The 21,759-nt window shown below is 59.0% G+C and carries 23 protein-coding genes; 6 read left to right on the top strand and 17 right to left on the bottom strand.

What is annotated here, in order from left to right; translation table 11 throughout:
• Positions 1–96 precede the first annotated feature (96 nt).
• Positions 97–642, top strand: coding sequence for a DUF1269 domain-containing protein (locus FS804_RS03610; protein ID WP_144574766.1), 546 nt, complete (start codon positions 97–99; stop codon positions 640–642).
• Between the two features lie 60 nt (positions 643–702).
• On the opposite strand, the gene FS804_RS03605 is transcribed toward FS804_RS03610, so the two are convergent.
• The 6 genes from FS804_RS03605 to uppC form a co-directional block, all read right to left on the bottom strand.
• Positions 703–1,344, bottom strand: a complete 642-nt coding sequence (locus FS804_RS03605; RefSeq protein ID WP_144574763.1) for a hypothetical protein — start codon at positions 1,342–1,344, stop codon at positions 703–705.
• Positions 1,345–1,515: 171 nt separating this feature from the next.
• Entirely contained in the window at positions 1,516–1,665 is a 150-nt protein-coding gene (locus FS804_RS03600; RefSeq protein ID WP_003521552.1) for a hypothetical protein, read from the bottom strand.
• 79 nt (positions 1,666–1,744) lie between these two features.
• Positions 1,745–2,986 carry a polysaccharide biosynthesis O-antigen ligase family protein UppF gene (gene uppF, locus FS804_RS03595; RefSeq protein WP_144574760.1) on the bottom strand — a complete coding sequence of 414 codons (1,242 nt, stop codon included), beginning with the start codon at positions 2,984–2,986 and terminating at the stop codon, positions 1,745–1,747.
• Positions 2,983–4,536, bottom strand: coding sequence for a polysaccharide biosynthesis glycosyltransferase UppE (uppE, locus tag FS804_RS03590; protein ID WP_144574757.1), 1,554 nt, complete (start codon positions 4,534–4,536; stop codon positions 2,983–2,985). Before uppE ends, uppF begins: the two co-directional genes overlap by 4 nt.
• 213 nt (positions 4,537–4,749) lie before the next feature.
• The gene (uppD, locus tag FS804_RS03585) at positions 4,750–5,892 is read right to left on the bottom strand and encodes a polysaccharide biosynthesis type 4 glycosyltransferase UppD (protein ID WP_144574754.1); all 1,143 of its coding nucleotides are present in this window, start codon (positions 5,890–5,892) and stop codon (positions 4,750–4,752) included.
• A 17-nt stretch (positions 5,893–5,909) separates the two neighbouring features.
• Positions 5,910–6,482, bottom strand: coding sequence for a polysaccharide export protein UppC (uppC, locus tag FS804_RS03580; protein ID WP_063951222.1), 573 nt, complete (start codon positions 6,480–6,482; stop codon positions 5,910–5,912).
• A gap of 210 nt (positions 6,483–6,692) precedes the next feature.
• Between uppC and uppB the strand changes: the two genes are divergently transcribed.
• On the top strand, positions 6,693–8,966 hold the full coding sequence (gene uppB / locus FS804_RS03575; protein ID WP_063951221.1) for a polysaccharide biosynthesis protein UppB: 2,274 nt from the start codon (positions 6,693–6,695) through the stop codon (positions 8,964–8,966).
• Positions 8,967–8,973: 7 nt separating this feature from the next.
• On the opposite strand, the gene FS804_RS03570 is transcribed toward uppB, so the two are convergent.
• Positions 8,974–10,206: a GNAT family N-acetyltransferase gene (locus tag FS804_RS03570; protein ID WP_144574751.1), complete on the bottom strand. Its 1,233-nt coding sequence runs from the start codon at positions 10,204–10,206 to the stop codon at positions 8,974–8,976.
• A 96-nt stretch (positions 10,207–10,302) separates the two neighbouring features.
• Positions 10,303–10,515 carry a DUF2842 domain-containing protein gene (locus FS804_RS03565; RefSeq protein ID WP_063951219.1) on the bottom strand — a complete coding sequence of 71 codons (213 nt, stop codon included), beginning with the start codon at positions 10,513–10,515 and terminating at the stop codon, positions 10,303–10,305.
• 127 nt (positions 10,516–10,642) lie between these two features.
• On the opposite strand from FS804_RS03565, the gene FS804_RS03560 reads away from it, so the two are divergent.
• Entirely contained in the window at positions 10,643–11,761 is a 1,119-nt protein-coding gene (locus tag FS804_RS03560) for a COX15/CtaA family protein (protein ID WP_144574748.1), read from the top strand.
• 6 nt (positions 11,762–11,767) lie between these two features.
• Here the strand turns inward: FS804_RS03560 and FS804_RS03555 are convergent, their stop codons facing one another.
• The 6 genes from FS804_RS03555 to FS804_RS03530 form a co-directional block, all read right to left on the bottom strand.
• Positions 11,768–12,613, bottom strand: a complete 846-nt coding sequence (locus FS804_RS03555) for an aminoglycoside phosphotransferase family protein (protein ID WP_144574745.1) — start codon at positions 12,611–12,613, stop codon at positions 11,768–11,770.
• A gap of 10 nt (positions 12,614–12,623) precedes the next feature.
• On the bottom strand, positions 12,624–13,556 hold the full coding sequence (argC, locus tag FS804_RS03550) for an N-acetyl-gamma-glutamyl-phosphate reductase (protein WP_063951216.1): 933 nt from the start codon (positions 13,554–13,556) through the stop codon (positions 12,624–12,626).
• Between the two features lie 70 nt (positions 13,557–13,626).
• Positions 13,627–14,580 (bottom strand): agmatinase, encoded by a 954-nt coding sequence (gene speB, locus FS804_RS03545; protein ID WP_144574742.1) that lies wholly within the window; start codon positions 14,578–14,580, stop codon positions 13,627–13,629.
• A gap of 130 nt (positions 14,581–14,710) precedes the next feature.
• Complete coding sequence (rpsI, locus tag FS804_RS03540) at positions 14,711–15,178, bottom strand: 30S ribosomal protein S9 (protein WP_003521540.1); 468 nt, start codon at positions 15,176–15,178, stop codon at positions 14,711–14,713.
• Positions 15,179–15,180: 2 nt separating this feature from the next.
• On the bottom strand, positions 15,181–15,645 hold the full coding sequence (gene rplM, locus FS804_RS03535; protein ID WP_144574739.1) for a 50S ribosomal protein L13: 465 nt from the start codon (positions 15,643–15,645) through the stop codon (positions 15,181–15,183).
• A gap of 251 nt (positions 15,646–15,896) precedes the next feature.
• Positions 15,897–16,733 carry an EamA family transporter gene (locus FS804_RS03530; protein WP_144574736.1) on the bottom strand — a complete coding sequence of 279 codons (837 nt, stop codon included), beginning with the start codon at positions 16,731–16,733 and terminating at the stop codon, positions 15,897–15,899.
• A gap of 841 nt (positions 16,734–17,574) precedes the next feature.
• Here FS804_RS03530 and FS804_RS03525 point away from each other — a divergent pair.
• From FS804_RS03525 to FS804_RS03515, 3 genes are all read left to right on the top strand, one after another.
• Positions 17,575–18,009 carry a CoA-binding protein gene (locus FS804_RS03525; protein ID WP_063951212.1) on the top strand — a complete coding sequence of 145 codons (435 nt, stop codon included), beginning with the start codon at positions 17,575–17,577 and terminating at the stop codon, positions 18,007–18,009.
• A 73-nt stretch (positions 18,010–18,082) separates the two neighbouring features.
• The gene (locus FS804_RS03520; RefSeq protein ID WP_144574733.1) at positions 18,083–19,366 is read left to right on the top strand and encodes an O-acetylhomoserine aminocarboxypropyltransferase; all 1,284 of its coding nucleotides are present in this window, start codon (positions 18,083–18,085) and stop codon (positions 19,364–19,366) included.
• A 12-nt stretch (positions 19,367–19,378) separates the two neighbouring features.
• Positions 19,379–19,723 (top strand): cupin domain-containing protein, encoded by a 345-nt coding sequence (locus FS804_RS03515; protein WP_144574730.1) that lies wholly within the window; start codon positions 19,379–19,381, stop codon positions 19,721–19,723.
• Between the two features lie 7 nt (positions 19,724–19,730).
• Here the strand turns inward: FS804_RS03515 and FS804_RS03510 are convergent, their stop codons facing one another.
• From FS804_RS03510 to FS804_RS03500, 3 genes are all read right to left on the bottom strand, one after another.
• A complete protein-coding gene (locus FS804_RS03510) occupies positions 19,731–20,117 on the bottom strand; it encodes a type II toxin-antitoxin system VapC family toxin (RefSeq protein ID WP_144574727.1) in 387 nt (128 codons plus the stop codon).
• The gene (locus FS804_RS03505) at positions 20,114–20,362 is read right to left on the bottom strand and encodes a hypothetical protein (RefSeq protein WP_144574724.1); all 249 of its coding nucleotides are present in this window, start codon (positions 20,360–20,362) and stop codon (positions 20,114–20,116) included. The genes FS804_RS03510 and FS804_RS03505 overlap by 4 nt, the downstream gene beginning before the upstream one ends.
• A gap of 63 nt (positions 20,363–20,425) precedes the next feature.
• On the bottom strand, positions 20,426–21,673 hold the full coding sequence (locus FS804_RS03500) for a cytochrome P450 (RefSeq protein ID WP_144574722.1): 1,248 nt from the start codon (positions 21,671–21,673) through the stop codon (positions 20,426–20,428).
• Positions 21,674–21,759 lie beyond the last annotated feature (86 nt).

The raw sequence follows: 21,759 nt of genomic DNA, 5'->3' as shown, positions 1-21,759 counted from the left end.
TCAAACCCCGGACATATCCCCGTTCCATCATGGCCGGAACAAGCCGCTCCATCGGGCGTTGAATTGCAGCCGATTTAAAACTCAGGGAGACAAACTATGTCCGAACTCGTCGTTATTGGTTTTGATGGTACGGAAGTCGCCGATCAGGTGCTTCTGAAGCTTGCTGGCCTCAAAAAGGAATATCTGGTCGATCTCGAAGATGCCGTGGTTGTCGTTCGCGATGAGAATGGCAAGGTGCACCTGAAACAGAGCGTCAACCTCACCGCCATCGGAGCAAGTTCCGGCTTTCTGTCCGGCGGCCTCTGGGGCGGCCTCGTTGGGCTGCTCTTCCTCAACCCGCTCGCCGGCTTTGCTATTGGCGGCGCGATTGGCGCGGGCACGGGCGCGCTTGCGGGCTCGCTTACGGATTTCGGGATCGATGATGACTTCATCAAGTCGCTTGGCGAGACCATACCGAACAGTTCTTCCGCCCTGTTCGTGCTGATCCGTAAGGTGCAGGCGGAGAAGGTCCTTGCCGAGTTCGAGGGCCTCCGCGGCCGCGTTATCAAGACATCTCTGTCGCCAGCGCAGGAGGCGGAACTTCAAAAAGCGCTTTCCGGTAACGCGGCCTCGGCCGTCCCTGCCGCAACGCCCGCGATATGACGCTGGCGTAGATCGACGTGCTGCGGCACCTTATGCCGCAGCATCCCTCTTCCCGGCCGCTCAAACGGTCAGGGTGCCATTCTTTGCCTGCGGCCAGGTGAGATAATAATAGCGGCTGCCGACACTGCCGAAAAACGCATTGTCGCCGGAGGCGGCGTCGACATAGGCACCGCTTCCACTTTTGACGTAGGTCGAACCGTCGCGCTGCAGATGGTCCTTTAAAAACGTGCTCCAGCCTTCAGTCGGAATTTCAGTGGTGGGTTTGGACACGGTTTTCGGGTCAGCGCCGACGTCCCAAGCCGCGATTTTCGCGCCTGCGGCGGGATCGGATACCGTCAGCGTTCCCCCTTCCAGTGCCCCCAGCATCGCCTTGGCCTGCGTTGCTTTATCCGGGTCCTTGATAAGGCCTTCCAGCATCGTCTTCAGCGCTGTCATGAAGTCTGACTTGTTGATGTCGCCGGATACGGGTTGTGCCGTTGCGTCGTCGGTCTTGTCTCGGTCCGATGACTGCGCGTATTGCGCAAGCAGCTGGGTGAGGCGGGTATTGGTCGATGACGGGGACGTGTCCAGCCCATAGGAGCCGAGGAGCGTGGCCCGTGCCGGCGAAGTCGTGGCGGCGGCGCTGTCCTCCTGATCCTTGATGGCCTTGAGGGCGAGTCTGGTGGCGGTCAGGCGCGTGGAAAGGTCGACGGAGGAGACCATGGCGCGGATGTGTCCTTGATCGGGCGATACGGATCATGCGTATCGGGCCGGGTCTGCGGGCATCGATCCCGCCTTTCGTCTTCTCTCATAAGAAGACCGGGTGCATCCACGCCGACTTTGACGTGGATTGCACCCGGTCTTAATCGCCGGAGTTTGCGCGACGCTTGTGGCTTAGTTCTCCTGAACGGAGACGCCATTCGGGCCGATGTTCATCTCGATCCCCTTCGGCTTGCTTTCTTCATGCCAGACGTAAATGCCAAGGCCCGCGATGACCACAATAAGGGCGCCGATAATGAGATAGAGATTATTGGTCTGCGTCATAAGATGTCTCCCCGTTGGACATGTCACAATCGCGGGCTAAACGGTTGCAATAGCAGAAGGTTCCGTAAGGGCAGCTGTTTTACGCAGTGTGGGCGCGCCGGCGCAGGTTTTCGCGCTTTTCGAGCGCCATGCACCCCCACAGGATGCCGAGCAACAGGAAGAAATGCCGCCAGTGATCCGTGTCGATGACGGCGCCGATCAACACATGCCCGACGAAAGTAACCCATGAAATGATCAGGAACGGCTGCCAGGGGCGCGGTCTCAGAAGATGGCTGAAGCCGGCGGCAATCGTCCAGCAGATCAGGGTGAGATAAACGACAAAACCGAACCAGCCATGGGTGGTGAGGCTTTTCAGCCATATATTATGTTCGGCGGCGGGAAAGATATCGTCGAATACCATCGGCCCGATCCCGAGCGGATGTTCCATGGCGAGCAGAAAGCCGAGATAGTGGCGGGCGAAACGTCCGAGGTGACCGCCGTCGTAGGACTGCACCGCCGACGCACGGCTGGAGAACAGGTCCGCCACCTGCTTAAACTGCAGAGCAACGATAATAGCGGCAACCATGAGCCCGACGGCGACGAGGAACAGCACAAGTATTTTGAGCCGAAACGCTGCCGTGCGCTCCTTCAGCAGCATGACGAAGACAAGCAGAACGGTGGAAAAGAGAAACAGGCCCCAGGCTGCGCGCGAAAATGAGAGAAAGATGCCGAGCGACAGGATGAGCAGCCCGGCAGCCCGCAGCGGCGCATGCATCGCCTTGCCGGTTAAAAGGCCGTAGATCAGGTATAGCGACGGTGTCACCAGGAAGGGACCGAAGACATTTGGATCCTGAAATGCACCCTTGGCGCGATCATAGAGCGTAAAGACCTCAAAGCCCGGAATGGCATGGAAATATCCGATGATGCCGAGCAGCGACGTAATGAGCGCGGCGGCAAGCCAGGCCCGGAAAATCAGAAGCAGACGCTGGTGCCTGTCTTCCACGATCGCCGCATAAAACACCGAGGTCAGCGCCAGAAACGTCGAAACGGCGAGATAAAGCGGTCCCTCATCCAGATTGGCCATGGTGGTGAGAGACAGATAACCGCCAACGTTGAACGCAAGCAGCAGGCACAGAAGCAGGACGACCGTGCGCGACAGACGAAGGCCCAGCAGGAACCACAGCGCCACCTGTCCCACCATCATCAGCTCATAAGGTGCCGGTTCGGAGATGACGAAGCCGGAAAGGAACACGCCGAATGCGATAAAGAACGAACCGATGAGCCGCATGGTGGCCAACGGTGCGTCAAAATTCGCCGCGTGCTGGTAACCGGTGTGGGTCAATAGGCGTTTTCCGATTTGAGCAGCCTGATCGGCGTGAGAAACAGGATTTTCAGATCCAGAAACAAAGACCAGTTTTCAATGTAGTAGAGATCATACTCGGTGCGGAACTTGATCTTGTCGCCATGGTCGATTTCGCCGCGCCAGCCATTGATCTGCGCCCAGCCGGTCACGCCGGGCTTGACCTTGTGGCGGGCGAAATAGTGCTCCACCACCTCGGTATATTTCAGATCGCCCGTTTGGGCATGGACGGCATGGGGGCGCGGACCGACCAGTGAAAGATCGCCGTAGAGAACGTTGAACAGCTGCGGCAGCTCGTCTATCGATGACTTGCGCAGAAAACGGCCGACCGGCGTGACGCGGGGATCGTTTTTCGTGACGGCCTTTTTGGCGGTGGGATCGCTCAGTTCCGTATACATGGAACGGAACTTCCAGACATTGATCGTCTCGTTGTTGAAGCCGTGTCGTTTCTGTTTGAAAAGCACGGGGCCTTTCGACGTCGCTTTCACGGCAATGCCCGCCGCCAGCATCACCGGCCACAGAAGCGCGATGCCGATCAGGCTGAAAATGATGTCGAACACCCGCTTCGCCACGGAATCCCAATCCCGGATCGGCTTGTCGAACACGTCGAGCATCGGCACGCTGCCGACATGGGAATAGGCGCGCGGACGGAAACGCAGCTTGTTGGCATGGGCGGCAATGCGGATGTCGACCGGCAGCACCCAGAGTTTTCGCAGCAGCTGGAGAATGCGGGCTTCGGCACTCAGCGGCAGCGAGATGATCAGCATGTCCAGTTTGGTGAGGCGGGCAAATTCCACCAGTTCGGCAAAGGTGCCAAGCTTCGGATAACCGGCGACGACATCCGGTGATCTTTCGCTATTGCGGTCGTCGAAAATTCCGCAGATGCGGATATCGTTGTCGGATTGCTGCTCCAGTGAGCGGATGAGGTCTCGAGCAGAATCGCCGCCACCGACAATGACGGCGCGGCGCTCCATGACGCCGTTGCGGCTCCAGTGGCGAATGGCGAAACCGAGAAGCAGACGTCCGGCGAAGATCGCCAGCGCAGCCGTGGCATACCAGAGCGCAAAGGCTTGCCAGGAATGCAGCGAGCCAGGGAAAAACAGAAGGAGGAAACAGGCGACGCCCACGAAGGAGAAACAGACGGCTCCCTGGATGCGGGCGAACATGGACATCGGCGTACGCAGCGTTGGAAGCTGGTAGCAGTCCCCGGCCTGCAGAAGGATGACGCAGAGTGCGGCCCCCAGAACACCGCCGCCAAAGCTCGGCAGAAAGCTTTCAAGACCGCGATCGGCGGCGATGCCGTTGGCGATGGCCGCGATAACCACCAGCATGGTGAATTCCAGAAGACGAAGCTGGCCGATCACCATGTTGGGGGAGTGGCTGCCGCTCCGCAGCTGGTCGGCAATCTGGCGGGCAAGCGGATTGAGGACGACGGTTGCCGAAGCCGGAGACTCCTCGGCCTCCGATCCGGAGATTTTTTCGCGCAACGACGCCAGGTCGAATTGCAGCCTGTCCTTGTCACTCTTGGTCATCGCTTGATCCGCACCCTCCAGCGCATCGGCCTAACGTCGCATTTGATTTTCGACCGGGACGAAACGCAACTTCAAAGTGGCAAAGTACACGCAGACCCTCCGGCGCGGCGCCTTACCGGCAGAAAACTAGCCGAAACATGCTAAGAAACGTTTATGACGGATTTCTGCAATGTGGTGGGAATATACAATCGGAAATCGAGTTTTTTAACTGCTTCAGTTAACCAGCAGATCGCGATAGAGCTTCATCATCTCTTTGGCCATGACGGGGGTTGAGAATTTCGCCTTGAAGCTGTCCGCGTGGGGCATCACGCGTTGCGCCCAGCCGTCATCTTCGGCGTCCCTTGCCATGATCCGCGCCAGCGCGTCCGCATCGCCTGTCGGCACCAGTGCTTCGCTGTTTTCGCCAAGCACCTCGGGGATGCCGCCGACATGCGAGGCAATAACCGTTTTTCCCGCAGCGAGCGCTTCCAGCACAATGTAAGGCATGGCTTCGGCGCGAGAGGGTACGACCACTGTCCGTGCGAGCTCAAAGGCCTGCCGGGCGGGCATGGCGGCATGCATGGAAATCCGTTGCGAAAGCCCGGCCGCATCGATCATCGCGGCGTATTTGTCCCTGTCCGGCCCATCGCCGACAATGACGCCCTTCAGAGGCTTGCCGAGGCTGCGTTCCGTTTTGGCAAACGCCTTGATGAAGATGTCTGGTCCCTTGAGGTCGCGCAGCATGCCGATATAGAGGAAACGGGCAGCGCCTTCACGGGCGGGGACGGCCTCGAATTCGCTCTCCTGCACCCCATTATAGATCATTGCGGTGCGGGTGCGCGGCATGCCCACCTTGGCCTCGTAAGTCGCCTGCTCGAAATGGCATACGAAACAGAGCGCGTCGGTGAAACGCTCCTGAAAGCGCTCCAACCGCAGAAAGAGCTGCCCTTTCACGCTGTTTCGGGCGTAATGCAGGCTACCGCCATGCGGAGAATAAAGGCGGGCTACGCGATACCTGTTCACCCGCAGAAGTGAGCCGATCAGCCGGGCAAGAGCGCCACCCTTGGCGCTATGCCCATGCAGAATGTCCGGCCGCAAACTTTTAATGTGCTTGTAGGAAGTCCAGAGCGCCGGCAGGTCGCCGGGACTGATGGAGCGCCGGATGGGCAGGCGGGTAAGGCCAAGCTCCAGCATCGGCGTGATCTGTGCGAAAAGCCTTTCCTCGTGCGCGCCGCCGGTCGAACTGTCGCAGACGATGCCGACCTTGTGACCCTGCTTGACATGTTCTTCGATGAGATCGCGCACGTGCCGGAATACGCCCCCCACCGGCGAGCGGAAACAGTGAATGATGCGCAGGGGAGGGCCGTCATCCGACACGCTGATCGCTCCGCCCGTCAGAAGAAGCGTTCGCGAACATAGACGGTGTCACCAGCCAGAAGCGGGGCGGTGATACCGATCCGGCCGGTCAGTACCTCGGCATTGATCTTGCGGGTAACATCCACATCGGCCTGGTTGGCGCGGGGGCTGAAGCCGCCTGCAATGGCAATCGCGTTCTGAACCGTCATGCCCGGGACGTAGGAATACTGGCCCGGACGGCCGACTTCGCCCATGACGAAGACGGGGCGATAACGATCGATTTCAATGGTGACATCAGGGTCGCGCAGATAGCCCTGGCGAAGCTTGGCCGCGATGGCGGCTTCGAGTTGCGGGAGCGTCTTGCCGCGGGCGGGAACCTGACCCACGAGAGGAAAGGCGACGTAACCAGCCTGGTCGACCGTATAGGTGTTGGTCAGGCCCGTCTGTTCGAAGACGTTGATGCGCAGCCTGTCGCCGCTATCCATATGATATGGCTGCAGGGCGGCCTCATTGAAGGACCTCGGCGCGGGTTGATACGCCGCACAGCCGGAAAGGGCCGTCAGAACGGCAAGCGTCAGTGCGGTGACATGGCGTGATCCGGCGAGCGGCATCTCATCTGGCTCCGAGTCGATCTTTGACCATTCTTATCGTTCTGTTAGGGTTAATGCGCGGTAAACGCCTCCGGGCAAGTGATGCTAATATTAGCCTTTTGCTGTCTGATCCGCCGGGATTAACGGTTGTGTTACCGGCAGCACTTAAGCTTCGCAGAAATTGACCATCTATATTTAAGGGCCGCGATTTATGTCGGTTACGGAGCGCGCATGAACGGCGATCGCATGGATGACAGGGATGTGGATATCGATCTCGCGCAGCTTGTCGCGGCCATCTGGCGGCGCAAGGGACGGATCGCCGCGATTACGCTTCTGGCCGGCGGCTGCGCATTTGTGATCGCCAGCATGATGGCGCCTGCCTACAAGGGCGAGGCGCGTCTGCTTATCGAATCCCGTGCCGCCTCCTTCGGCGCATCGCAGCAGTCGAATGCCCCGGCTGAACCGGTTCTGGATGAGCTGACCGTTTCGAGCCAGGTGCAAATCCTCCAATCGGTCGATCTCATCAAGCAGGTCGCCAAGGACATGAAGCTTTATGAACTGGATGAGTTCGATCCGGACGCTCATCCGTCGCTGATCTCCCGGATGCTGATCGCCGTTGGCATCAAGAAGGACCCGCTTCAGGTCCTGCCCGAAGAACGGGTCCTGAAGGCGTTCCGTGAAAAACTGCAAGTCTATCAGGTTGAAAGTTCGCGCGTCATCACGGTCGAGTTCTCGTCGGAGGACCCGAAACTCGCCGCTGCAATCCCGAATGAAATGATGAAGGCCTATATCGCGTTGCAAAGCGGCGCGAAGCTTGGCACCAGCACGGAAGCGGCGCGTTGGCTTGAGCCTGAAATCGCCAGTCTCCGCGAAAAAGTGCGGGATGCCGACAGGAAAGTCGCGGATTATCGCGCGTCATCCGACCTCCTGTCGGCGGGGCAGGGCGAGACGCTCGCCACGCGGCAATTGAGTGATATATCAACCGAACTTGGCCGCATCCGCGGTGAGCGTGCCAATGCCGAGGCGCGGGCGGAAGGCGTGCGTAACGCCCTGGCCAGCGGTCGCCCGCTCGATACCTTTCCCGATGTGGTAGGATCTCCGACGATCCAGCGGCTAAAAGAAAACGAAACGACGATCCGCAGCCAGATTTCCGATCTCTCGTCCTCGCTTCTTGAGGGCCACCCGCGCATCCGGGCGCTACGCAACCAGCTTTCCGGCATCGAGCGCCAGATCCAGGAAGAAACCCGCAAGGTACTTGCGAGCCTGGAGAATGAAGCGAACGTATCGCGCCTGCGCGAGCGGCAGCTTGTGCAGCAATTGAATGTGCTGAAGTCGGAAAGCGTGCGCGCCGGCGAACAGCAGGTGGGCCTCAACGACCTGGAGCGCGAAGCGGCCGCACAGAGACAGCTTCTCGAAACCTATCTCGCCCGTTATCGCGAGGCGACGTCGCGCGCCGGTTCGGCAGAGTCGACGCCAGCAGATGCGCGCGTCATCTCGACGGCAGTGGAGCCGCGCGAACCCTATTTCCCGAAGACCGGCGCCATCACCATCGTCGTGACGCTGGCGGCCTTCCTCTTATCATGCATCGTCGTCATGCTGGTGGAGCTGTTTACGGGACGCGCCTTGAAGCCGGTTGGCAGAAGCCAGGTTCCACCCCTATCCGATCCGCCGCCCTCGCGCGCGAGGATTGATGAGGAATTGGCTGCCGATTTGCCCGAAAAGCCGGCTGCCGCAGCGCGGGAAACCACACCGCCGGCCGCGGTAGAGGTGGTCCCGGCTGCGGCGTATAAGTCCGCTATCGCAGAAGCGGCCTCCGCCCCGATGATGCCCGTGGCGGTCGCTCCGGCACCTCACAGGCAAGAACCGGCCGCTGCCACGCCGGCCGCCTCTGAAAACGCGCACGATGATGCCGAGACATCGGAGGATTTCACGATCGATGCCGTCGCGGCTTATCTTGCGACCCGCCTTGCCAAACCGGTTGCGGCCGTTGTGTCTCCGGCCGGTGATAGCGGTTCCACGACAACTGTCATGCTGGCGCGCGCGCTCTCGGAACTCGGTCGCTCGGTCGTTCTCGTCGATATGACGGCGTCTGCCTGTCCCACGCGGCTGATGGCGCCCGAAACCGGACTTCCCGGCGTCATGGACCTTCTCGCCGGCGCTGCCGCCTTCGGCGAAACCATTCATGGCGACCGTCTGTCCGACGCTCATATCGTGCCGCGCGGCAATGCGCAGCCGCGGGAGGCCATGCGCGCGATCGATCGCCTGACGATGATACTCGGCGCGCTCTCGGACGCTTACGATACGGTTCTCGTCGAGTGCGGCGCGGTGCAGATTTCGAGCCTCGGGAAAATGCTGCGCAACCTGCCAGCCGAAATCGTCGTTTCGGTTCCCGGCAAGGACAGCGATCTTCTCGAGCAGACACTGGGTGAACTGGATGCCGCAGGTTATGAAGAGGCACTGCCGATGACCGGCATGCGCAAGCCGGGCCATCGCAGCGCGGCCTGACGCATGCTCAGTCGGTGCCGGCGGCCGTGTCGGTCTTGCGCCATCCTGCGCGAAGACGCTGAATGAGCGTATAGAGGGCAGGGCTCGATTTGATCATGCTCTTCATGCGGGCAATGGCCACGTAACCGGAGGCAGCAACCCGACCTTTCAGCGTTAACGCCAGAAATATGTCGTGCTGCACGGTGAAAACCGGGCACCAGCTGCGCTTATAACGCTGGTCTCCGACACCGAAGTCGAAGAGGGCGGCTTTTTCTCGGCAGGCCCGCTCAATCATCAGCCAGAACAGCAACTCGCCGGGGCTGCACTCGGAGGCTGCCTCATCGATGGAACCGAACTGGCAGATGATGTGATCCTGCTTGCGCGAAAGCCCGGCAATCGCGGCGACGACACCTTCATTTGCGCCATGAAGGCGAATGGCGTGCAGTTCCAGCAGGGCGTTAGTTTCCGCTTCCGGCAAATTGGCCAGATCGTGGAAGAACGCTTTCACCGCCTGGTCGCGGAAAACGTCGGGTATGCCCTGCGAGGCGAAACGCGCCGCTTTTTGACGGAAAAAGGCCTGCAGGATTTCGCATTTTTCCTGCGGTGTTCGCGCGATGATGTGGCTGTAGCCACCCATTTCCTCGGCCCTGCGCCGCTGGATACGGAACTTCTTGCGCCGCCTCTTGGCATTGACCTGCCGAAGTGTAGCTTCGAAACTATCGAAAAGAGGAAGCTGGAAGGCGGGATTCTGGTTTTCGACGGAGGCAAGGTGTGACAGAGGGTTTTTCCTGCCACGCCATATCAGCGGTACATTCTGAAATGCCAGAACATCCGCCTGGCCATGCAGCAGCTTTGGCGCCTCCCGCGCAATGGCGGACGCGATGTCCTCTCCCTCCCGCTCCGCAAAAGAAGCCTCGAAAAGGCCGGTATTGATATTGTTGAAGCGGCCGCCGGGAAAGCCGGCCTTGCGAATGCCGCCTTCCGACACGATTTCGAGCGGCAGCAAAAAAACAGTCTCGCCGCCGCGCCGTCCGCGAAGCGTCAGTAACGGGGTGTTCTGCGTCCGCGCCCAGATGGAGCACCAGCCGAAACTCTGATGAAGCGAATTGAGCGGGTCGCTTTCCAGTCGCTCCCAATCGGAGCGAATGGTGGCGGCATCGCTCACGAGGTCGATCAACAGCCGATCGGAACCGCGCCGCCCATTTGGGACGGCGGTGGGCGCTTGCCTCTCGCTGATGAAGACAGGCCCCTCAGCCGCCATCACTCTCTCCGGTTGTTTCGGTGGGACTATAGCGTCGAGCGGCAAACAATCAGTTTATAATATTGCGACCTGTGGATGTTATGCAGACGCTGCCGCTCAGTCCTGTTTTTTAGGCCCGGCCATCCATTTGATGATGAGCATGGCCGGCAGTATCCACAAAACCCCAGTGAATACGAAATACGCAAGATGCACCCACCACGGCGATTGAGCGAGCGCTGCCGATGCAATGGCCGTCGCCACCACGGCGTAAGCGACGACGAGGCAGATGATGACGATGGTGCCGATAAGCGATCTGAGGCGAGGAGGCATACATTCTTCCGTGATTGAACTGGTCTTGCGACTATAGCGCCGCGACCCCATGCCGCAAACCCTGAGGCCTTGTTTTGTAGTGCCGGTTGGGGCTAATCAACATGACTGTATGATGGAGACCCGAAATATGCGTTCGAACAGCGTAACGTTGGCACATGGTTCTGCGGAAGTGGTGGTGGAGGCTGCCTTGCAGAAACAGGAGAAGGACCGTCGACTGCTGCGGATCTGGCTGCGGGTCGTGCTTTTCACGCTGTTCTGTCTAGTTCTCGTCGGCGGGGCGACGCGGCTCACCGAATCCGGCCTGTCCATCACCGAGTGGAAGCCGATCCACGGCGCCATTCCGCCGCTTTCCGTCGCCGAGTGGGAAGAGGACTTCCAGCTCTACAAGCGTATCCCCCAATATCAGGAAATCAACAAGGGCATGTCGCTTGACGAGTTCAAAACGATCTTCTGGTGGGAGTGGGCGCATCGCCTGCTCGCCCGCACGATCGGCATCATCTTCGCCCTGCCGCTTGCTTACTTCTGGCTGAGCGGCCGCATCGAAAAACGTCTGCGCCTGCCACTCGTCGGTCTTCTTGCCCTTGGCGGCTTTCAAGGTTTTATCGGCTGGTGGATGGTATCATCAGGCCTCGTCAACCGCACCGATGTCTCGCAATATCGTCTCGCCACGCATCTGACGATCGCCTGCCTTATCTTTGCGGGTTGCATGTGGATTCTGCGCGGACTGTCGCACCATTCGCCTGATGCCGCCAATGAAAAGACGGGCAGGGGCTTTGCGGCCTTGTTGACGGTTCTCTGTCTTTTCCAGATTTATCTCGGCGCGCTGGTGGCAGGGCTGAATGCCGGCCTTTCCTACAATACCTGGCCGTTGATGGATGGCTCGCTGGTGCCGGGCGATCTTTTCCTGCAGCAGCCTTGGTGGATCAACCTTTTCGAAAATCCGAAGACGGTTCAGTTCATCCATCGTCTGGGTGCTTACACACTGTTTGCCGCCACGCTGTGGCATATGGCATCAATGGCCCGCGCCTTGCCCGGCACGCCACACGCCCGACGCGCAGTGCTTTTCTTCGTGCTCGTCTCCATTCAGGCCGCGCTGGGCATCACCACGCTTTTGCTGCATGTGGATATCCATGTCGCGCTCGCCCATCAGGGCATGGCGCTGTTCGTGCTGGGCTTTGCGGTCGCCCATTGGCGCGGTTTCATCGGAGAATATCCGGCGCCGGTTTCGGTCGAAGTCAGGGACTGAGGCCGCTCAGAACTGTCGAAGTACGTTTTTGATGGCTGCCGCGACAGCAAGCTCGTTGTCGCGCTCTTCGGCATTGCCGTCTTCATCATGCCAGGCGGCCGAGAGGCAGCCATAAGCGAAGGCATATTGCAGCAACAGTCGTTCATCCCGTTGCAGCGCCTTCGCAAAGATCGCGGCCATGGAGGCGATGCGCGCTTCGCTGCGGGTGAGGTCGAAACGGTCGAGCGGATTGGAGAACATGTTGGCGACATCAAGCGCCGCGTCGCCGATCAGGCCTGCCGGGTCGATGATGACCCAGCCGCGTTTGCTTAGCATGATATTTTCATGGTGTAGATCGCCGTGCAGCGGCCTGATGTTCCGCTGTTTGCCGATAAGCTCCTGCGCAAGCGCGGCCGCCTCGATATAGGGGCTCTCCGCGCTGTCGGAACGATCTTGTTCGGCCTTGCGAAACAGGCTTTCGAAATAGAGCGGCAGCGTCAGTAGGCTGGACGGCGGCGGCTGCTCGGAAGGCTGGTGATATCGGAGCAGGACCTCGGCGGCGATTTCCGTTGCGGCATCGTCGTCGCCGTCCCGGAACAGCACGTCGCGAAGGGTTTCCGTGCCGGCATGTTCCATCAGCAGAATGTCATCGGAGCGGTCGAGCAGTTCGACGCAGCCGACACCGGCGCGCCATTCGATGAAATCCGCGCCGCGAAGGCTGTCCTTCAAGGCTTTTTTCTTCAGAACCTTGGCGACGGCAAGGGAGCCGTTGCTGCGCATAAGCTCGTACACCACCCCTGCCGGCGTATCGGCAATCTGTTTTGCGGCCTCGATATTCCACGAGGCGGGAAAAGATGGGGCGGCATCACTCATGAGAAACTTCTCATGCAGAGAGCATCAGTTCCATGTTCTGCACGGCAGCACCGGATGCGCCTTTGCCGAGATTGTCAAGCAGCGCCACGAGATTGATATGCTCACCGCCCTCGGTACCGAAGACGAAGAGCTTCATCGTGTCCTTACCAGCCAATTCCTCGGCATCGATGCGCGCGAGCCCCTTGCTTTCGGCAAGCGGCACGACGCTGACGATATCCTGTCCCGCATAGTGGGCGGTGAGTGCCGCATGGATCGTTTCGATATCAGTGCCTTCCGCCAAGTCGGCCGGGAACAGCGGCACCTGGACGATCATGCCTTGCGGGAAGCGACCGACAGAGGGCGAAAACAGCGGCGCGCGGTCGAGCTGGCCATGAATCGTCATTTCCGGCACATGCTTGTGCTTGAGCGTCAGGCCATACAGGAAATTGTTGGCGCTGATGGCGTCGTCTCGGCTCTGGTCTTCCATCTGTGCGATCATCTGCTTGCCGCCGCCAGTGTAACCGGAAACCGCGTTGACGCTGACAGGATAACCGTCGGGCAGGAGCCCAGCGGCGCGCAGGGGGCGCAGAAGTGCGATCGCGCCCGTCGGGTAGCAGCCAGGATTGGCGACGAGGCGAGCGGAACGAACCTTTTCGCCCTGATCCTTATCCATTTCGGCAAAGCCATAGGCCCAGTCCTGATGGACGCGATAGGCAGTCGAGGTATCGATGATGCGGACATTATTGTTGCCAGCGACCATAGAGACCGCTTCCCGCGACGCATCGTCGGGCAGGCACAGGATTGAAATGTCGGCATTGTTGAGCATATCCTCGCGCATCGCCGCATTGCGACGTTCGGCTTCCGGAATGGACAGCAGCTCGATATCGCGGCGACCGGCAAGGCGCGTGCGGATCTGCAGACCCGTGGTGCCGTGTTCGCCATCGATAAAGATCTTCGCTGTCATGTCCTTGTCCTGACTTTTCAAAGTGTTGCGAGGGTAATCGGAATCAGTTTGGCAAGCGCCGTTGTCTTTGTCAGCCAGCCTTGGCCAGCCGTTCGGCACGCAGGCCAAGCATATACATTGCAACGGTCGCTCCGGCAATGGCGGTAATATCCGCGTGGTCATAAGCGGGTGCGACCTCCACCACATCAGAGCCGCGAATATCGAGCTGGCCAAGCCCGCGCAAAACGGAGAGAATTTTCGCACTGGTCGGCCCACCAGCCACAGGCGTGCCTGTTCCCGGTGCAAAGGCGGGGTCGAGGCAATCGATATCGAAGGTCAGGTAGGCGGGCAGGCCAGCCGTGTGCTTGACGATAAGCGACGAGATATCGCTCGCCCGCATTTCTTCCACCTCGTAACCGTGGAGAATGCGGATGCCGAAATCTTCCGGGGCGTGAGTGCGGATGCCAATCTGGATGGATCGATCCGCGTCGATCAACCCATCCCGCACGGCGCGCGCCACGAAGGAACCATGATCGATGCGCTTGCCATCGTCAAACCAGGTATCCTGATGCGCGTCGAACTGCACCAACGCCAGGGGCCCGTGCTTGGCGACATGGGCCTTCAGCAACGGCCAGGTAATGAAATGATCGCCGCCGAGCGTCAGCAGATAATCCGTCTTGGAGATGATCCTGCGCGCTTCCTTTTCGATCGTATCGGGCGTTTTCCAGTGGTTGCCGTAGTCGAGCAGGCAGTCGCCATAATCGATGGTCGGCATATGGGCGAAAAGATCGCGCGCGAAGGGATATTGCGGATCATTGTCGAAGATCGCCGAGGCGCGGCGGATCGCTTGCGGCCCGAAACGCGCGCCGGGACGATTGGATGTCGCGGCATCAAACGGGATACCCCACACGGCCGTCGAAACCCCCTTGAGGTTTTTCGTATATCTCCGCCGCATGAAGGACAACACGCCCGCATGGGTGGGGTCGGTAGCGGCCGATGTAAGGCTTGTCGCGGTGAAGGCGTGGTCGATTGTTTTGGATGGCATTGTTCACCCCTTGCGTTTTGCGCCGAGGTTGCTGTCTTCGCGCTCAAAAAACAAGGGAGGAATGCCATGAAAAAAGGCGGAGCCGAAGCCCCGCCTTCCGAAGTTCTGAACGAACCGTTCCGGTAAGCGATTAGCGCTTGGAGAACTGGAACGAACGGCGGGCCTTGGCCTTACCGTACTTCTTACGCTCGACAACGCGGCTGTCGCGGGTCAGGAAGCCGCCCTTCTTCAGAACGGAGCGCAGGCCCGGTTCGAAGTAGGTGAGGGCCTTGGACAAGCCGTGACGAACGGCACCGGCCTGACCGGAGAGACCACCACCGGCAACGGTGGCGATGATGTCGAACTGACCCGTACGGGCAGCGGCGACGATCGGCTGCTGGAGGATCATCTGCAGAACCGGACGTGCGAAATACGTGGTGAAATCGCGGCCGTTGATGATGATCTTGCCAGAACCGGCCTTGACCCATACGCGGGCTACGGCGTTCTTGCGCTTGCCGGTCGCATAGGAGCGGCCGAGGGTGTCAACCTTGCGGACGTGCACGGGAGCCGAAGCTTCCGATGCCGGGGCGAGGTCTTTCAGAGAGGAAAGATCGGCCATTATCAGGCGCTCCTTACGTTCTTCTTGTTGAGCGCGGCAACGTCGAGAACGACCGGCTGCTGTGCTTCGTGCGGGTGGTTGGAACCAGCGTAAACGCGCAGGTTCTTCATCTGACGACGGCCGAGCGGACCGCGCGGGATCATGCGCTCGACGGCCTTTTCAACGACGCGCTCCGGGAAGCGGCCTTCGATGATCTGGCGAGCCGTACGCTCCTTGATGCCACCCGGGTGACCGGTGTGCCAGTAGTACTTCTTGTCGGAATACTTCTTGCCGGTGAGGGCAATCTTTTCCGCGTTGATAACGATAACGTTGTCGCCATCATCAACGTGGGGGGTGTAGGTAGCCTTGTGCTTGCCGCGCAGGCGGGTTGCAACGATGGTGGCGAGGCGACCAACAACGAGGCCTTCGGCGTCGATGATGACCCACTTCTTCTCCACCTCAGCGGGCTTCTGAACGAAAGTAGACATGAATTTCACTTTCTAACGTGGACCCGTCATCCTCTTCAGGAAGAGCATACGGGCGTTTCTTGTTGCTTGGTTTGGTTGCCGTTAAAGACAACCGCAAATGACCCTATTCCGGCTGGAATCCGGTCTGTCGCGCTTATACGGTGCGCGAGCCAAAGCGTCAATATGAACGAATTTGCGGGCCGTAAAAATAAGCAAATGAAATCATATAGTTATTTATGTGGTAATATTTTACCCCACTAAATTGACTTATTTTACCCTAGCCGCATCACCAGAACGCCCGCTGCAATGATGCCGCCTGCGAGATAACGCCAGATGCTCGCGCGCTCCTTGAGGATAACCACGGAGATCATCAGCGCAAAAAGAATGGAGGTCTCTCGGAGCGCCGCGACGACGGCGACGGGCGCCTTCGTCATAGCGTAAAGGGCGAGCCCATAAGAGAGAATGGATCCGAAGCCGCCGATCAGGCCGCGCCACCAGTTGCGTCCGACATGCCGCATGACCGGCCCGACGCCGCGCTGAAAAAAGGCGAAGCCGAACAAAAGTACCGGCGGCAGAAGCGACATCCACAGCGTATAGGAGATGGCGTTGCCAGAGAGCCTTGCGCCAACACCATCCACGAATGTGTAGGAGGCGATTACGAAGGCATTGAGGAGGGCGACGAGGATCGCCTTTCCACCGCCCCGCCGGGCTTCGAAAGCGAGCGTCAGGATGCCCGCGGAGATGATGGCAATGCCAGCGAGGGCGAGGGGACTTAAAACCTCGCTCAGGAACAGGCTGCTCGTCGCCGCAACGATCAAAGGCGCAACACCGCGCATGACGGGATAGACGAGCCCGATGTCACCGATCGTATAGGCGGCGGCCACAAGGCGGAAGTAAGCGAATTGCAGGACGGCGGACGCGACCAGAAAAGGAACGGCGACAGGCGAGGGCAACGGCAGGAACGGCAGAAAGGGCAGCGAACAGGCCGCAGCGCCCGCCGCGATCAGAGATGCATCCAGTGATTTGTCGGTTCCCGATTTAACCAGCGCATTCCATCCGGCATGCAGCATCGCGCCCAGAAGCACCAGAAGAAGAATATCGATTGTCACGGTAAAGACTCGCTTGCGGGCAACTTTTTGCAGCCTACAGCATCAGCCTGAAAACCGGAATCGATTTTAGACCTGGTCCGGACGCTTTGCGGCGCAACCTCAATCGTTGAAGGCAGTCGGCTAACTTCATGGCGACAAATCTTTACGCGCGCAAAAAATATCCTTTCTGCGCGTGATCTCTCCTTGGAATGATTTTGCGTTGGCGCCTTGGCCAATTCCATGGAGAAACTGGCCATCTAGGCGATGGTGAGGAAGCTTTTTCTGAGCCCTGATGACATCGCCGAAGCACGTCAAGCGCGAGAATCTGATTGTATTCCCTTGGAGCTGCCCAAGTCTTTCCGTTGATGTCAGAGTGAAAAGAAATTTCATAATGCGCCAGTTTTATGTCCTATATCGTTACAGGTTTTCGCCACGATCGATTTAGGTCATAACTTTGTGAAAATTAGATATCGCTAATTCAAGTGTGAACGGAATGAAAACAAACAGGAGACGAAGGGCGCTCCGTGTGCACGCTTATGTTGTTTTCGGCGGCCCTCGTCGGGGCTCGTCGTTATATTCAAAAGCTGAGGAATGCAGTCAATTTCATCCGCGTTTTCGCGTTTTATGAAATGGTTTTGCGTTTTGTGGTTCGTGCGCTTGTCCGCCAGAGTCGTGGTTCGAGGATGAATTTCTAAGGAGCAGGATTAAAGCTGCCCGCTAGCCTTTCTAGATGGAAGACGCGGACCTATATCGAAGAGACGTCTTCGACCATGCAGGCTGGCCTAACGCATCAAATAACCAGATGAAAGAGGTGAGCGCGTGCCTGTCAAACCGCGAGACACCTGGAAAGGGAGAAGTTGACATGCAGCATGATCATTACGAGCCCGACTACATCAGGAAAATTCTCACCGACGTCAAAACGATTGCGCTGCTCGGCGCGTCCCCTAACCCGGACCGGCCGAGCCACGGCGTGATGCGCTTTCTGCTGTCAAAGGGTTACCGCGTGTTTCCCGTCAACCCCGGTCAGGCTGGCAAGGAGATATTGGGCCAGAAGGTCTACGCACGGCTCGCCGATATTCCCGAGCCCGTGGATATGGTCGACGTCTTTCGTGCGCCGGAATATCTGTCGGCTATCGTTGAAGAGGCGATAGTACTGCCGGAGCGACCGTCGGTGATATGGGGCCAGCTTTCCGTTCGCGATGACAACGCCGCAGCCAAGGCGGAAGCCTACGGCATGGATGTCGTGATGGACCGGTGCCCCGCAATTGAGTATCCGCGTCTCAATATTACAAGATAGTTAGTACGGATCAGACTTATCATTTGGCGGCAAGGCATTATGATCCCTCCAAAATTCCAACGGAGGAAACATCATGTCGAGCAGCAATCCCGGATTTTCGACGCTGGCCGTCCATGCGGGCGCACAACCTGATCCGACAACCGGCGCACGCGCGACACCGATTTATCAGACCACGGCCTATGCCTTCCGCGATGCGGACCACGCCGCAGCCCTTTTCGGACTAAAAGAGTTCGGCAATATATATACCCGCATTATGAACCCCACACAGGCCGTGCTCGAAGAACGCGTGGCAGCGCTTGAAGGCGGGACGGCGGCGCTTGCCGTCGCTTCCGGTCATGCGGCGCAATTGCTCGTCTTCCACACGCTTCTGCAGCATGGCGACAATTTCGTCGCGGCGCGCCAGCTTTATGGCGGTTCGATCAACCAGTTCGGCCATGCCTTCAAGGGTTTTGACTGGCAGGTGCGCTGGGCAGACGCTGCTGATCCCGCGAGCTTCGAGGCGCAGATTGACGAGCGCACGCGCGCGGTCTTCATCGAGAGCCTTGCCAACCCCGGCGGCACCTTCGTGGATATCGCCGCCATTGCCGAGGTTGCCCACCGCCACGGCCTGCCGCTGATTGTCGATAACACCATGGCGAGCCCCTATCTGCTGCGACCGCTCGAACACGGTGCCGACATCGTGTTGCATTCGCTGACGAAATTCCTCGGCGGCCACGGCAATTCCATGGGCGGTATCATCGTTGACGGCGGCACCTTCGACTGGTCTGCAACGGACCGATATCCGGCGCTGTCGCAGCCGCGGCCGGAATATTCCGGCGTGGTGCTGCACCAGACATTTGGCAATTTCGCCTTCGCCATAGCCTGCCGCGTTCTCGGATTGCGCGACCTCGGCCCGGCCATCTCACCCTTCAATGCTTTCCTCATTCTGACCGGTATCGAAACCCTGCCGCTACGCGTTCAGCGCCACTCCGACAATGCGCTTGCCGTTGCCAAATGGTTGAAAGTACATCCCAAGGTGGGATGGGTGAATTATGCCGGTCTTGAAGATAGCGATAACCACGCTCTTCAGCAGCAATATTCCCCGAAAGGCGCGGGCTCCGTTTTCACCTTTGGTGTTAAGGGCGGCTACGCGGCCGGCAAGGCGCTGGTGGAAGGGCTACAACTCTTCTCCCATCTTGCGAATATCGGCGATACGCGCTCCCTCGTCATCCATCCTGCATCCACGACCCATGCGCAGCTGACGCCCGAACAGCAGACGGCGGCGGGTGCAGGACCGGATGTGGTTCGCCTTTCGATCGGCATTGAGGACGTCAAGGACATCATCGCAGACCTCGAACAGTCGCTGTCGAAAGTCTGAGGACCTGCGGCTATGACAAATCTCGTGCCTTTTGAAGACAGCAGCGTCGAGGTGGAGCACGGTGCGCCTGCGCCTGATAGGCTGCTTTCCGGCGACCCCAAATTCACCACATGGAATCTGGAGGAGGCGCCGGGCGGCATCTACGCCGGCATCTGGCAGTCCACGCCCGGCAAATGGCGGGTGGTCTACGATGAATGGGAGTATTTCAACATTCTCGAGGGCCACTCCATCCTGACCGAAGACGGTGGCACGCCGCGTGAGCTGAGGGCCGGCGACCGCGTCATTCTCCGTCCAGGCTTTACCGGAACCTGGGAGGTGGTGGAAACGACGCGGAAGGATTACGTCATCCGGCTGTGATCGCGATCTACCAGCGTGTCATAACGCCAAGCGACGGAATTTTTTCGTCGATGGATATCAGCGCCATGTTTTCCAAGATCGATTGAGCCGCAAGTATTCGATCGAAAGGGTCGCGGTGGTCGCCTGGCAACATGGCGCTGCGAACCATATGGGCGCTATTTATGGCTAGCTCAAGAAACTGTTCTTGTTCGATCACACCCTCGAAATCGGGAAGTATTACGGAAGCGGTCGGTAGACGACCACGCGCAAACTTTGTAGCAATTTCCCATGCGGATGCAGCGCTGACATAGATCTCATTTGCTGGGTCGCCTATTATTTCGCGGGCATTGGGCGAGAGTCTCTCGTGGTCGCTCAACCACCAAAGCAGAGTATGGGTATCGAGCAGATACTTCATTCCGGCCCAAATGCTTTGAGGTCTTCGTCCGTCAACGGCTCGAAGAATTCAGGGCCTACGACGAGCGCGCCCTTGTACCGACCCGGCAAGCGCGCGCTGTTCTTTGAAGCTACGTGCGCACTGTTTCCCGAAGTTGCCATCGTTTCCAGCTCACGTGACAATTTCTCAATCGCCACCTCCAGTTCCGTCAAAACCGGCTGAGAGGGCAGCGTAATCTCTGTGTTCTTTCTCGATTTCGCGGCCAAAGCATTGCCTCATCATTGTTGGACACAAATACAATAGCGCATCAGGAAGCATAAAAAAACAGTTTACCAGCTGAGATCGAGCCGCTCCAGGCCATGGAAGTGATAGACATCCTTGACCTTGGGCGGCTCTGCGATCTTCAAGCCGGGCAGACGTTTGAAAAGCAGCGGCAGGGCGAGATTGAGCTCCAGCCTCGCCAGCGGCGCGCCGATGCAGAAATGGATGCCGGCGCCGAAGGAGACATTGGCGCCTTCGTTCCGGTCCGGCCGGAACGTCAGCGGGTCGGAGAATTTCAATGGATCGAGATTGGCAGCAGCCAGGATGAGGCTCACCTTGTCGCCACGCTTGAATGTGACGCCGTCGATCTCGACCGGCTCCAGAACCCAGCGCTGGAAGATGTGCACCGGTGCGCAGATGCGCAGGGTTTCTTCCACCGTTCGTTCCGTGGCGACCTCGTCGTTGAACAAGGCCTGCGGCGATATCCCGCTTTCCAGAATGATACGCACGGAATTGCCGATCTGGTGCACGGTCGCTTCGTGGCCCGCGTTGAGCAGGACGATGGTTGTTGATACCAGCTCGTCATCCGTCAGGTACTGGCCCTTGTGCTCCGTATGGATCATGTGGCTCAGAAGGTCGTCCCTGGGTTCCGCCCTTCGCTCAGCAATCACACTGCGCACATAATCCGAAAATTCCTTTGCAGCCCTGTCAGCCAGAAGTTCGTCTTCGGGCGTGCGCTTGAACATGTACATGCCGACATAGGCATGTGACCATTTGAGAAGCTGCGGCCCCATCTCCTCGGGAATGCCGATCATGCGGGCGATCATCGTCACCGGGATGATATCGGCGTAGGAGGAGAGCAGTTCCGTCTCGCCCTTCTTTTCGAAAGCATTGATCAGCCGGTTGGCGAGTTCCTCGATTTCCGGCTTCATCCTGTCGACATGGCGGGAAACGAAGGCGCGGTTGATAAGGGTGCGCAGGCGCGTGTGTTCGGGCGGTTCGAGCTCCAGAAGCGAATGCTGCTCGGCAAGGTCGAAGTTCTTCACATGCTCGAATGGCTGCGGCAGGCCCAGTTCCTCGCGGCTTGCCACATGCAGAATCTGGCGACCGAAACGGCGGTCGCGCAGGAGGGCGCTGACATGGTCGTACCCGGTGAAAAACCATTGCCGCTGCTCTTCCCAGTAGAAGGTGGGACATTGTGCATGGAGCGCGGCATAAACCGGGTTCGGATCGTTGTAGAAGGCCGGATCGCGGGCATCAAGGGAAACGCGGCGGTTGGCGGGATCGATTTGGAGGAAAGGAAATGTCGCTGTCATGCTGATGGTTTAAGCTGACTGCCGGGTTTTGAAAAGGTCGGTCCGACAGCTCGTTGGCGTTCCATGAGGTGTCACCCAACGGTGAT

The sequence above is a fragment of the Agrobacterium sp. DE0009 genome (assembly GCF_007680755.1).
In the GTDB taxonomy this organism is placed as follows: domain Bacteria; phylum Pseudomonadota; class Alphaproteobacteria; order Rhizobiales; family Rhizobiaceae; genus Agrobacterium; species Agrobacterium tumefaciens_B.
Note: the sequence above shows the minus strand (reverse complement) of the source record. Positions and strands in the feature narration are given on the sequence as shown.